Source organism: Paenibacillus sp. O199 (assembly GCF_001636635.1).
GTDB lineage: Bacteria > Bacillota > Bacilli > Paenibacillales > Paenibacillaceae > Paenibacillus > Paenibacillus marchantiae.
On record NZ_LGRP01000001.1, the window covers coordinates 472886 to 487016 of the forward strand.

Annotated in this window: 11 protein-coding genes and 1 pseudogene; 7 read left to right on the forward strand and 5 right to left on the reverse strand. The window is 39.3% G+C overall.

Translation table 11 applies throughout. From position 1 onward, the window contains the following. Positions 1–212 precede the first annotated feature (212 nt). Genes A6049_RS02485 through A6049_RS02515 form a run of 7 tightly spaced genes read left to right on the forward strand, consistent with a single transcriptional unit; the run spans position 213 to position 8443 of the window. On the forward strand, positions 213–1334 hold the full coding sequence (locus tag A6049_RS02485) for a discoidin domain-containing protein (protein WP_063563072.1): 1122 nt from the start codon (positions 213–215) through the stop codon (positions 1332–1334). Between the two features lie 58 nt (positions 1335–1392). Continuing rightward, positions 1393–2589, forward strand: coding sequence for a hypothetical protein (locus A6049_RS02490; RefSeq protein WP_063563073.1), 1197 nt, complete (start codon positions 1393–1395; stop codon positions 2587–2589). A gap of 47 nt (positions 2590–2636) precedes the next feature. Then, positions 2637–4628 (forward strand): hypothetical protein, encoded by a 1992-nt coding sequence (locus tag A6049_RS02495; RefSeq protein WP_063563074.1) that lies wholly within the window; start codon positions 2637–2639, stop codon positions 4626–4628. Between the two features lie 32 nt (positions 4629–4660). Continuing rightward, the gene (locus tag A6049_RS02500) at positions 4661–6595 is read left to right on the forward strand and encodes a DNRLRE domain-containing protein (RefSeq protein ID WP_063563075.1); all 1935 of its coding nucleotides are present in this window, start codon (positions 4661–4663) and stop codon (positions 6593–6595) included. A gap of 58 nt (positions 6596–6653) precedes the next feature. After that, positions 6654–7115: a phage holin family protein gene (locus A6049_RS02505; RefSeq protein WP_095205926.1), complete on the forward strand. Its 462-nt coding sequence runs from the start codon at positions 6654–6656 to the stop codon at positions 7113–7115. 4 nt (positions 7116–7119) lie between these two features. Continuing rightward, positions 7120–8022, forward strand: coding sequence for a peptidoglycan recognition protein family protein (locus A6049_RS02510; RefSeq protein ID WP_063563076.1), 903 nt, complete (start codon positions 7120–7122; stop codon positions 8020–8022). Positions 8023–8056: 34 nt separating this feature from the next. After that, a complete protein-coding gene (locus tag A6049_RS02515; RefSeq protein WP_063563077.1) occupies positions 8057–8443 on the forward strand; it encodes a hypothetical protein in 387 nt (128 codons plus the stop codon). 450 nt (positions 8444–8893) lie between these two features. Here the strand turns inward: A6049_RS02515 and A6049_RS02525 are convergent. The 5 genes and pseudogenes from A6049_RS02525 to A6049_RS02545 all read right to left on the reverse strand — a co-directional run. After that, positions 8894–9463 (reverse strand): annotated as a pseudogene (locus tag A6049_RS02525) (AAA family ATPase); the annotation flags it as partial. 109 nt (positions 9464–9572) lie between these two features. Next, complete coding sequence (locus tag A6049_RS02530) at positions 9573–10136, reverse strand: ribonuclease FAU-1 family protein (RefSeq protein WP_053780865.1); 564 nt, start codon at positions 10134–10136, stop codon at positions 9573–9575. A gap of 283 nt (positions 10137–10419) precedes the next feature. Then, positions 10420–13077, reverse strand: coding sequence for a penicillin-binding protein 1A (locus A6049_RS02535; protein WP_063563079.1), 2658 nt, complete (start codon positions 13075–13077; stop codon positions 10420–10422). Positions 13078–13245: 168 nt separating this feature from the next. After that, positions 13246–13488 (reverse strand): RNA chaperone Hfq, encoded by a 243-nt coding sequence (hfq, locus tag A6049_RS02540; protein WP_017687918.1) that lies wholly within the window; start codon positions 13486–13488, stop codon positions 13246–13248. Between the two features lie 234 nt (positions 13489–13722). Then, positions 13723–13944, reverse strand: coding sequence for a hypothetical protein (locus A6049_RS02545; RefSeq protein ID WP_063563080.1), 222 nt, complete (start codon positions 13942–13944; stop codon positions 13723–13725). Positions 13945–14131: the final 187 nt, after the last annotated feature.

A 14131-nucleotide genomic window follows, 5' to 3' on the forward strand; every position in this document is an offset into this window, starting at 1 on the left:
TGATCTCCCCAACAAAAATATATTCATATCAGAGGGTATGACCAATCTAAATGTGTTTGATCGCAAGAGTAAACTTATTCTTCAGAACATGAACAATACGGGCAACTTGGGATCAGGGAGAGTATTTAAATCGACGGTCAATCTGAAGAAATACATAGAGATCACAAATTTGTCTGTAAAATAATGATTTCACTTAGAAAGGAGATGGTTAAATGGCACTACTTCCATTTCCGTCTGATGCCAACAATAGGTTGGGTTTAATAGTTAACAGTTATAAGAACCAACAGACAGGAGCGATTCCTCAATCCTTGGAAGATGGGGATGTTACTAACGCTTCATCATCTATGTACTGGTTCAACGATACTGCTCAATATATTGATGTCAACTTTAATGCAGAAGTAAACATTTGGAGATATCCAATTGAAGGTTATTCTGGTTATACAGGTAAATTAAAAATTCAAGTTTGGAATGGAGTCAGTTTTGTGGATTTCCCACAAACTGAAAGCATATTAACAAGCGAATTAAAATGGACGAAGATATTTTCAAATATACCAAAGGGGAGGTATAAATTCGTATGGGAAAGTGGAACATACAGGGCTGATGCAGAGTGGTTTGTAGAAAGAGTTATTAAAAATAAAATCTTACTTTCATCAGGTGATGGAGATGTGAAGTCTGTAAGCAGTAAAATGGTAACTGTTCCAACTATGACAAGCGCCACTACTCCTAGCGGAATAGTTAGTACAAATATTACACCAATAAATGCAACCTTCCCATATCAAGCTTTTGATAGGCAAACAAGTACATTTTTCCACACAAATGCAAATATAACAACAGCATGGTTAGCATACGAGTTTCCATCAAAGGTAATAATTCGAAAATATTCATTAGAGAGTCAATCAAGTTACAATGGCAGAGCGCCTAAGAACTGGACATTCGAAGGTTCGAATGATGGCTCTAGTTGGACTATATTAGATACAAGGATTAATCAAACTTTTGCAAATGGTGTTAAAAATAACTACTCCTTCAGCAATGATACTAGCTATAAAATATACCGAATCAATATCACAGCTAATAACGGAGAAGCCTATCTCTCATTTTCTGAAATGGAGATGATCGGTGAGCATCCACCAACACTTTCGATTTTGGGTGTGAAAACGCCCAGCGAAGGAGATTATATCAATAAAGGGATGGACGAAGGTATTTTAAATTTCAAATCAAAAATTTCAAATATAAAGTATATAAAAACTAATTCTTCTGCATTAAATTCAGGAAAAACTTTTGAACACACAATTGATATGTCAAAACGTCGAGTAGACAAGATTACACTTGGCTAAATTTACGAGGAACACATCTATATGGTGTGTTCTATTTATAATGAAAGGAGATGATTGCATGTATACTTATACTGATAATCTGATTCCAATTATGACATCAATGACCACTCCAAGTGGCAGGGCTTTTTCTAGCAGTTATGCTAATTCGGGCAATAATGCAGATAAGGCTTTTGATAATTCAGACACCTATGGTTACGTCAGTGGAAATGGTAGTGTCGGACATATTGGATATGAGTTTGTGAATCCTGTTAGGATTGGAAAGTACATTGTTAGGAGTTTATCTGCAACTTATTTTCCCCACATGCCAAAGAATTGGACATTTGAAGGAAGTAACGATGATAGTAATTGGACTGTTTTAGATACTCAGGTTAATCAAACATGGACAACTGTAAACACAGATAAAGAATATATTATTGATTACAGCAAAGCTAAAAGATTTAAGATGTATAGGTTAAACTGGACAGCTAACAATGGTGGACCACAAGTTGTAATCAATGAATTGAAAATGTTTGGAGTTAGTTATGCTGATAAGTTCTTGATTTCATCAGAAGATGAAATACATTCAATTGTTTCATATAAGGGTACAACTACAGCAATACCCGTTATGACTTCGGATACAGTGCCATCAGGCAAGGCTTTTGCTAAAAGTTTTTATAACGCATCTTATGCACCATGGAAAGCATTCAATGGAATTGATGATGTAGAAGGATACGCTTCGCTCAGTGGCAGTGGTGGAATAGGGTATCTAGGATATGAATTTCCAAATGCTATCTCTCTATACAAATATGTTGTCCGATCAAATGGTTCAGGTTATCTAGATAGAATGCCTAGGAATTGGACGTTTGAAGGTTCAAACGATGGAGTGAATTGGAATGTGCTGGACACACAGACTAATCAGACTTGGACAACTCAATATACTGACAAGATTTATCTATTAGATGCACCATTCCATTATATGCAATTCAAAATGTATCGTTTAAACTGGACTGCGAATAATGGGTTTGCAAGCTACACAGATGTTAATGAGTTGAAAATGTTTGAAATAATTGCACCTAAACTTGTAAAGCTTCCTGCAACGTCTGAAAGTTATTTTGTCACATATGGTATGAACAAAGGAGAAATTATTGATTTGGCTTCTGATGTTTCTTCGGTTGGCATTATAAACACATCGCCATCAACTCTCGTATCAGGTAAAGTCTTCAGACAAAAGATAGACACAGCTAAAATACCAATCAAGAAAGCATCAATCACATAAGCAAATGAAATGATTGTTTGATTTAGGTTTAGAAAGGAGATGATTAAATGGCTACAATAGGGCAACCCCTAAAATACCCAGAATCGGGTTGGCAGAGGATTGATGACCGACATGAGCTAATAACCTATACTGGAAGTAGTTGGTCGAAGCCAAGTTCTAGCGATCTATACAATAACACTGCAATGCTAGCAACGACTAAAGATAGTTCAGTAAAGTTTACCTTTAAAGGAACTAAAATTAGGTTGATTGGTGCCCAGTATACAACTGGGAGTAGTGATATTAGTGTAATAATAGATGGAGCAGTTGAAAAAACCACCCAAAATGCTGGATTAGTTTATCAAGTCCTAACTTATGAAAAATTAGGTTTGAGTAACAAAGTCCATACTGTTGAAATAAGAAATAATCAAAACGCAAATATCTGGATAGATGCTATTGATATTGATAGTTCTGGTGAGTTTGGTGCTACTGGCTTATATAAAACGCTGTTCTACCATTCAAATCAATACAAATATATCAGTGGAACGAACTGGGTAACTCTAACCACCGCAAATCCGACTGAAAATGATTATAAAGATTATGGAATTGATGATATCAGTACTATTTCAGAAGACGTGTGGTTGAAGTTGATAGGTGAGATAGAAATTTGTTATTACACAACAGATTTAAGAGTTTCAGAAGCCTCATTTAATATCGAAACCAAACCCTTCACCCTCGCAGAAGAATGGGAAGATAAAGAAATCAAAATCATTGAGTACACTGACGATCCATCGATAACAGAATCAACGATTGCAATCGAAACTGAACCTTTTACCTTATACGACGAGTTGGGTGATAGTGTCGATGTACTGTACTACACAGATGACCCATCCAAAACGTCAACCGAATTAAATATCACTGCCAACTACTCCCCACTCGATGAGATTGAAGGAGATTTTGACGTGGTTACGTGGAGTGACAATAATGCCTCTAAAAATGTTCAAATGTCTTCTATCCCCTCTCCTCAACTCGTTAAGCAAACAGATGACTATTATATGTATGGCGATCTACTTTCTATTGTAAATAAGCTTAGTTCATCGAATGGTACACTAAGGTATGCAGTTTCATTTAACGAGGGCAGTACGTGGGAAGTTTGTAAGTTTGGAAAATGGAGAACAATTGATATCTCAAGTCTGGATACTTTTAAAAAGAGTGGAATGAGCCAATATGATATTTCTCTGATAAATTCTGTCTCATTAAAAAAAAAGGGTAACAAAATTAGATTTGCATATTATATTGAAGACAACATACATAATTCTGATCCCGGTATTGCGATTGACAATTTGAAACTGAATATCAACTCAGCTACAGAAACAATTAAAATGGACAATGTTGCTTTTTATGTCCTTAATACTAATGCCACAATTCAATTGACACTTACAGGCAGCAAGCTGATAGGTATATTAGATGACAGTGACCAAGGTAAAGTTCAGTATCGCATCCTCCTCAATGACAAGGCATATTATCCATCAGACGGAAGTTTTACACGACTTGCTCCTTCACCTCAAGATATTGATATCAACATTTCTGATCGGGATATTATATTTAATCAACCTAACAAACTCAAAGTGGAGTTTCAAGACTATTGGGGCGAAACTGATTATTGGGAAAGTACATTCATTGGTTCCTATTCTGGATTAATGTTTATGGATGAGTCGGGAGAATATTTATCAGATACATTTGGTGGGATTCTGAAGCAGCTAGACTTTGGAATTATCATAGCTGGACAAACAACTCTAACTCAAAAGGTAAGAATTAAGAACCAACTAGGTTATGCAATTGATAATGTCTATCTAGAAATGGATAAAAAATATGAACGAGATGGTGTACAAGTTGAACTATCTAGACAGGCCAATCCATTCCTCCCCATTGACTATCTAACTTATGGGCTCACTCAACCAGATGAGACAATTGATTTTTATGTTCGCATTGCAACAGACATGAGAGCTAAACCAAATCCCAATGGCTTATTCGAGCTAGTGGTTAACGCTGATCGTGTTTAAATCTCAATACAATGAGATGAGGAGTGACATTTTTGTACTATGCAGACCATGATACGGAGGGGGTCATATATGTAAAGAGTCCCTCCAACCGTTTTACAAGTAAGTACGTATTATATGTTCAAGATGAGACAAACTTAGAATCGGAACTGGTTATTGCCTCAAGAAAAGAGTCAACGCTAAACTCAACCATATCTATAAAATCATCTATACAAAACAAAGATATTTCAAGCAGTCTAAACATTATGTATCGATCCTATAGTAATTTAGATTCAACAATTGAGGCTGTAGCATTTAGCGAGATAGAGTGTTCCATCAATGTAAGACCACACAATAGAGCTCAGGGTAGATTTGAATTAATCGAGGCTCCACGTATAACCATCGATCTCAAACCTATTGGTGATGCAACGACACGAAGTCGCATTGACCTTCAAACAATCAACTATGGTGACACTCAGCGGATGATGATTGGTCACGATACAATTGAGGAGTTTGAGTCATTTGTAAACTTTGGTGACTTAAATGTTGCCATACCAGACCTATTGTATCTTGAAGATGCTAAATTGAGACTCTACTATACTGGATCAATTAAGGCTAAAGCAAACATTGAGATTTATCAGCCTAATACTGTTTGGCGAGAATATGGAATCACTTATGCCAACAAGCCACACTCTATCGAATTATTGGCTAATCAGTACATATTGAATACAACTGAGAAATATATTGAGTTTGATGTATTAGATGTTCTAAAACAATGGCAAGATGATTCCTTGATTAACTATGGCTTCAATATTAGGTCGAACGACGATACGCCAATTTACTTCAATACAAGAGAATCAACTAAGCCTCCAATACTTAGAGTTAAATATATAACATCAGCAGTTCAGTCATTTGGTCGAAGTGAGATAGATTCCGAGTTATACATTTATCAAAGAGGCATTAAAGATGTTAATTCAACCATAACAGTAAAAAGTGATCGTGGATTCAGCTACTTAGATAGTTCAATTTATGTGCACAGATATGAAGATCCACTGTTTTATGACTTCAATAGTTCATTGGCCATTAGTCGTCCTGATCTATATTCTTCTCTTACGGTTGGTATTCGTGTGGAAGAGGATTTAGAATCTTGCATAACGATAATTGAGAACAAGGTATCGGATCTGGACACAACACTTACTTCGTCGAGACCAGATCTAGCTTCGATGATAACAATTGATCCTAAAATAAGTTTAATTTCTGAGATATCAATTGCTAATCGAACCTACAGTGATATTGCAAACAATATTATCATCTCTAAGCCCGATCTTTCATCGTACATTAATATATCTAATTATACTCGTACTAGATCTGATATGGATTCTGAATTATCGATTAGAAATGAGTACTACGATGATTTAGACTCTTTTATTACAATCTCAAACCCTGATACATCGGCATATTTAGTTATTCGCGGAAAGGCTAATTCCGATATTGATGGAATGATAGATATTCCAACTTATCATTTTCAAGATGGCACTATTTCTGTATCACGTCCTGATATCGATGGATTCCTTATCGTTAAGGAAATTGGGTACTCTGAAGTAGACTCGTTCATAGATGTACCAGCATTTGATGATTTTGAATCTAATGTGGCAATATCAAGACCAGATTTGTATTCGATGCTTGAAGTTAAATACGTATCTGATCAAGATGGAACCATTTATATCAAGGATAGAGTGTATTTAGACAGCGTAATCGATATTAGACAGTTTAGTGATTTGGAATCAACTATTCTGATCAAACAATTTACAGATACTGATTCAGAGGTAATTATATCTAAGCCTGAACTTGGTGGATTCTTATATCCGCGAGTCGGAGGATTGTATGATATTGATGGATTAGTGAGTATCCGTAAACGTGATGTTAGTGATATGAATTCCACTCTAATAATTAGAGGTGCGTCTTCAGGTGCTTATTATTACATATTGTAAGTTTTACAGGGCTCTCCATTTTGGGGGGTCTTATTTTATTTGAGAGAAGGAAAACGATGTGTCAGACAAATTTTTGAATTTTATTGTGGGGGTGGTTGGAAGTGTAACTTCGTATATGTTTGGAGGTTGGAGTAATCTATTGGAAACACTTGCGATTTTAACAATCTTGGATTTTATTACTGGACTTACTGCTTCAGCAATTGAGGGACATAAATATCCTGATCGAAAAGATAAAGGTCTTAATTCTAACAAAGGTTCGCTTGGAATAGCAAAAAAAGCTCTAATGTTTACAGTTATTTTTGTAATGTTCAAAATCGATGCAATACTCGGCTTGAACGGAACATTAAGTTTAGCGGTAGGAGCTACATACTTTTATATCGCAAACGAATTGTTAAGTCTCGCAGAAAATTGGGCACGATGTGGACTTCCAGTTCCTTCACAAATTAAAAAAGCAATCTCCATTTTGAAGGATAAGAGTAGCGATGATACTGCAACAAAAGATAACAAAAATAAGGAGTGATTAGATGATTCAAAAAGGAAATTTCCTTCTACTTGATATTGAAGAGTTCCGTCCATGGTTACAGAAGCAAAAAGTAACAAGAAGTATAAAAGGATTACAGGTACATCATACTGGCGCTCCAAATTACACAACACGCAAAATGGTTAATGGAATCGCACAACAAGACCACTTTAAATGCCTAGAGGGTATGCGTGACTTCCACATTAACACTAATAAGTGGAAAGCGACTGGACAACACATCACACTTTTCGAGGATGGCAAAGTTGGAGTGTCATTAGACAGAGACTTAAATATGACTCCAGCCTGTATCCATAACAATAATGCTGGATATGTAGGCATCGAGATTATTGGGTGCTTCGATAAAGCTGTAGACACAATGACCGCTATTCAGAAGCAAGCTGCAATCCATTTGTATGCTGCATTGTGTGAGAAGTTTTATGTTCCCGTCAATACAGATAAGATCGTTTACCACGCTTGGTTTACTGCTTCCGGTACTCGACTTTCAGATTACACACCCGGCAAGTCTTCAAAATCATGTCCGGGAACTGACTACTGGGGCGATGGCAACACAATTGCTGCCGCCAATAAAAACTTCCTACCACAAATAAAAGCTGAATTGGAACGTTTGAGAAACGGCATTACAGATACAATTCCGAATGAAAAGGATGATGAAAAAATGACTGAAGCTGAAAAATTGCAAATGACCACTCTTGAGAAAACAGTTAAGCTACAAGCCGATTGGATCAAAGCTGAGAAAGCTAAAGCGAATATGGAGTGCCCATCTTGGGCTAAAGCTGCATATGAGTATTACAAAGATTATATTTCTGACACCACAGGTAGTTACGATTTTTGGAGACAGCTTGTGATTAACTACCGTAAAGATAATAACATCAAAGTAAGCAAGTAATTAAGTAATCATACATAAAAGGAGACTAGTTTAAATGGATAATATATATATTATTGCTATCATCCTTGTTGCTGTTGCAGGAGGATTATTTGTCATCCCTTATGCGAAGAAAAAAGGATGGATTAACAAGGATACAACTGAAGGAATGCAACAAATGCTACTTGTGACTCGACTTGTTTTAGATGTGATGAATGTCAGAGGATTGAACAAGAATAAAGCAACCTTTGCAATAGATATTGCTGAGTTGGTTGTTAAATATGTAGATGAGCAAATGGATGACAATGTTGATAAAAGGGCAATTTCACTTAGAATTATTGATGATTTGCTTGCAAAAAACGCAGTCGTACCAACGGATTCTGAGAGACAACTTATTGAGATTATTATCGATGCAGCATTAAAACGATCAGATCAGATTAAATAAAGAATTAAATATAACTATACCCCTCTTGAGGCTAAGTAATTCCTCTTGAGGGGTATTTTTTTCATTTTTTAAGCTTGTGTATGTTTTCTGAGAGCACTTGTTTACAGTAAGTTGGGCTTAAACCATATTGCTTGTAGATCTTAGCAAAAGCTAGTCCATCAACATAGTGAAGATTGTACACCTTCTCAAAGTCACGAGATCGCCTTTTAATGCCTCTTTCTTTGGTAGTTAGCAGCACTGCACATTTAGCCTTAAACATTTGCTTAATCGTCCACCAGTCAGTCTCAGTAGCTTCTGCAATTTGCTCAAAACTAAGTAAGTCTTCATTGTACATTTTCAGCATCTGAGGATATAGGTGCTCAATACTCTCCCATTTGTGGGTAAAGGTTTCACCTCCCCACTTCGGCTTGTCGAACGAGATGGTATCATATACATAAAAACTGTTATCTTCGTCTTCACAAGTGTGTCGATAGCTTCCTTCCCAAAATCCTTCTCGCCCCCGCGAGCCAGACTGTACGCCTCATCAATAAATAAGATTCCACCCAATGCCTTTTTGACCAAATCCCTCGTTTTTTGTGCTGTATGCCCGATGTATTCCCCGACCAAGTCTGCACGTTCCACTTCAATCAAATGACCCTTACTCAATACACCCATCTTCTGAAACAGCTTCGCAACGATTCGTGCTACCGTTGTTTTTCCGGTTCCCGGATTGCCTTTGAAAATCATATGATACACGTGCGCCCCACTTATCAGTCCAGCTTCGGTACGCATTTGGGCAATCTGTAAGAAAGCATAGATTTCAAATACTAAATCCTTGATATTTTCGAGTCCAACCAGCTGCTCCAATTCACCTTGAATCTCCTGAAAATGCGCATGTTTGGCTAAACCTTTTGCCGCTTGTATTGCCGTCTCTTCTTCTTTGACCAGAATCTGAGGTTCCTGGTTACGCAAAACAACATTAATTTGTCTGGATGGTCTGCCTCCCGGTTGCCCTCCTGCAGCCATGACCCGTCCGTTCATTCGCCATCACCTCTATTTTATCGGGCTGAACTCTCCTGATTATTAATGTATTCTATCAGGTGCTCTAATATTAGAAGGATGGCGAAGAATTCTGCGAATTTTCCATGACTTAAATCTGAATATTTTTTCTGAACTCCCCATTCTCAAACAAGGATTGTCTATGCTTCAAAGACAGTTGGAAATAAGGAAACACATGAGCATCAATGGCATGCAACAATTCCTTGGCTGTCCGGTTAGCCAGATCATAATCCCCCGTCGTAATGTGCTTACGTGAAAGAGCATCTTCAAGTTCATCCTCGTCCAGCAAAAATATTTCTCCATCCTTCAGGACAACGACATCCAGATACAGATCATCAAACCACGGAACACCCTGATCGGTTATGCCCTGGCTGCGGCATGTGTCAATGTACCATTCAACAATTCGCTCCTGATCGTCAAACATGGCCGTAACCACAAAATGCTCGCCCTTCGGATAATACTGCAACCAGGAATAACCTTTATCCGCAATGCAAAATGTACTTCCTCCATAGGTTTTCCACAAAGGCTCTTTCAAATCTTGTATCGTATACAACGTAATGTAACCCGTAAAAATTTTGGATTGAACGAACCGGCATGTAAATTGTCGGTTCGTAATCCGGCGCCAGTTCGCGCGGTCCCCGAATTTCCGTTTCATACGAACCCCTCTTTGCCGACCACAGGTCCGTGACCTGCTGATATTGGTGAACAGCGAATAACGTCCGCATTACCGATTCCACAAGTGCCTGAATCCGCTTTGCACAACGTATTACGAATAGTTACAGCTTACCATATTTAAGTTATACACTCAAAATCAAGCTTTGCCCCATCTATTAGAGAGTTATGGTTCCACTCCAATGGTTATACAAACCAAAAAACCTGCTTCCCCAATATGAGGGAGCAGGTTTTAGGTTGTAATGATTTAATGCGCCTTATTCTTGTTAACCGCCAGTTCCAGTTTGAGAATCTGTCGGTGCATTCGTTTCTCCATTGTTGCCGTTGTTTCCACTATCTGGTGGCGTGACCACTTCGCCCGGTGTCGACACAGATCCATCATTGGAACCCTCACCCGTACCTCCAGGTTCTGTTGTTCCCTGTCCAGGCGGTGTGTTTCCTTCTCCGGTCTGTCCGTTCCCTTGACCTGTCCCGCCGTTGTTTCCGTTGTTTCCATTATTGCCGTTACCATTGTTGCCATTTTCATTTCCGTTGCCATTGTTACCCTCAGAACTTCCATTCCCCGGCGAACCGTTGTCTGGATTTTCTGTTCCAGGCTGTTCTGTGCCCGGTTCCGTCCCTGGCTCCGTGCCCGTATCTGGCTGTTCCGGTTCCAATTCCTCCGTTTCAATCATCAGCGATATGATGTTGGACGGATCAGTCTCCAGTCCCGTAGCTGAATCAACAGCTGTCACATAGTATTCGTAGGTGAGACCCGGGAGTGCACCTAGATCCTGCGCACTGGTCGAACCAACCGCATCTAATAGATGGGTGAACTGTCCCTCAGATGTCTCTTTTCTGTAAATCCGATACTGTGTCGAGGAATCTCCTGTTGCAGTCCAATTTAACGATACAGTTTGCGTAGATGAATCATACGCACCATTCAAACCACTCACTGAAAGTGTTGGTTTCTCTGGTTCTTTCTCCGGTGGAGGTGTCTGGGCTCCTGCTGGAGCTTTGAAGTCCTTCACAGGAACTCCTTTTAACGCATCCCCCATAACTTTGGCAAAGAACGCCGCTGATAGCTTACTGCTATTCTTAAGCATATGGGTTGCATCAGGATTGTCGTAACCCATCCATACTGCAGCAGTCCATTCTGGCGTGTATCCGACGAACCAAACATCACGGTTGGCACTGTTGCCGGAGATACCACTTTGAACGGTTCCCGTCTTACCGGCAACTGGTCGATCCAGACGTGCTGAACGACCTGTACCGTCATTCACGACATTTTGCAGCATCTTAGTCAGGGAATAAGCATTTTGCTCACTCATAACACGTGTCGTTTCCGATTTATCGTGTTTATAGGTCGTTTTTCCCGCGCTATCCTTAATTTCCTTAATGGAATACGCCTGCTGGTACTCACCCAGATTGGCGAATGCACTATAGGCTTGCGCCATTTCCAGCGTATTCGTACCTTTGCTAAGCCCCCCCAGCGCAATCGCCAGGTTTTTGTCTTCATCCGTAAGTTGGATACCTACGCTTTTTGCAAACTGAACACCTGTATTCACACCAATTTTGTTTAGGAGCCATACTGCCGGGATATTCTCCGATTTTGTAATGGCATCCGTCATACTAATGGTTGAAGAATAACCATGCAAGTTACCCGGACAGTAATTCCCGAAGCATTGCTTTTCATTACTGAGAGCTGAGTTTGCATTGTAATTACCTGATTCAAGAGCCGGTGCATAAGTCACAATCGGTTTAAATGCCGATCCAGGCTGTCTGCGGCTCTGGGTTACCCGGCTGTAGCCTTTTGTTTGATAATCCCGTCCGCCCATCAAGGCGACGAGACTGCCATTTTCATGGTTCATAATTACCATGGAACCTTGAACTGGCTGATCGTCTTTACTTGACTCAAACAAACTGTCATCCGAGAAAGCACTTTCCATGGCTGTTTGAGCCTGAGCATCCATCGTCGTGTAAATTTTGTACCCGCCGATATTCAGATCATCCTCCGTTTTACCAGTCACTTTTTCCGCTTCACGAAGAACATAGTCGATAAAGGCTTGATACTTTTGATCTTTCTCAGGCGGTGTATAGTCATAATCTACTTCTTTGGCTTCATCCATTTCCGCCTTGGTGATGTAACCTTGCTCATACATCAGCTGCAATACCACAGCACGACGTGCCTTGGAATCGTTGGGATTGCTCAGCGGGTTATAGGCAGAAGGCCCTTTAGGCATCGCTGCCAATGTGGCAATTTGCCAGATTTCTAATTTGTTAAGGTCAGATACGCCAAAATAAAATTCGGACGCAGCCTTAATTCCATAACGCTGATGACCAAAGAAAATCCGGTTCAGATACATCGTCAGAATTTCGTCTTTTGAGTACTTGCGCTCCAATGCCATTGCAATGGAAACCTCTGTCGCTTTACGGAAGAAGGTCTTGTCACGGGACAAGAACATATTTTTCGCAAGCTGCTGAGTCAGCGTACTGCCACCCTCCACCATGGAGCGGGCCATGACGTCTTTAACCGCTGCCCGTCCGATGGACCAGATATCCACGCCCTGATGCTCGTAGAATCGTTTGTCCTCCGTAGCAACAAAAGCTTCCTTTACTAAATCCGGAATATCTTCTTCATTGACCGGCTCCAGCTTTTGAATGGACAACTCGCCCATTAACTGTCCGTTACGATCATATACTTTTGAAGTTTCATTGATTGTTGTTTTGTCCTTGTTGGCTTTGAGCAGATTTTCCCCACTCACCATAATAAATAAATATCCACCCAGTGCACAGAATATGGCGATTGCCATGGTGAAAAACAGTGTCCATCCAACGCGTTTACCCGTAATTTTTTTCTTTTTAGAGGTCTTTGGCTTCGCTTTTTTGGTTGACTTGTTATTGCTGTTGCGATTGTTAGACCTCGACAACGGATCGTTTGGCATGTTACCTCCTGACTCCCTTTCAGTTGCATAATTTCTATTCGTCTACTGGCTCAAGCTCCTATTGAGCTTATTTTGCCCGGAATGAAAAGAACAACCCTTATTCAGGTTGCTCTGTTTCGATTCCTATACATGTAGACGAAATGGTTGATAAAAAGGTTTCGTAATTTTTTAAGCTTCGCCGCTATTATCTTGCTGCATCAGCGATACGCTGCGTTGCGGCGTGAACGTGGAGATGGCGTGCTTGTAGACCATTTGCTGGCGTCCGTCGCTGTCAATGACGATCGTAAAATTGTCAAATGCCTTGATCGTTCCGCGGATTTGAAAGCCATTGGTCAGATAGACCGTAGCTGGAATGTTTTCTTTCCGCAGTTGGTTCAAGAACGTATCTTGGATGTTGATGGACTTGTTCATTAGCCGTACCCCCATTGGTTCATTTGAATTCGTGTTATAAGTAATATTCAATATCGCTGAGTAGCTTTCGTGCTATTATATCATGAACGGATTCATATAATCCACAAAAACCCCTTGCCTTCTATTTTGCACCTATGCCTGAGCTTCGCTTGCAACTAGAAGACTTATCCATTATACACCGCTTGTCAGAATTGCAAAAGAGGGACAAATTCTACCTTTTTCCACGTTTCCCTTCTACTTTTCTGGATCTGTATATGTTTTCCCTTCTTCTCTGGCTAACGTCATATGTTTCCGATTCTTTCTATCATGGATTAAGAGTTTGAGGTATGTATTGGTATTGATGAGAACAATAATTAACCAAATTAAGGCGACAAGACCTCCAATGGCGAAACCAATTCCAAATAATCCTGAGAAAAAGAGATATAAACTCGCTACTCCGCTCGGTTCTGCACTCATAAAATCTCCCCCTTCACCTTACAAACAAAATCAAATGGCCTGTCATGTGAATTCATTTTAATATTTATGTTATTTTTTTACAATGCATTTCTTTGCTTAAATCTGCATAGGACTCTGAATATTCCCTCTTTTAATAACATCATTTCATATAAAAAAAAGTAAAAACCTCTACCTTTTATTTCTAAAA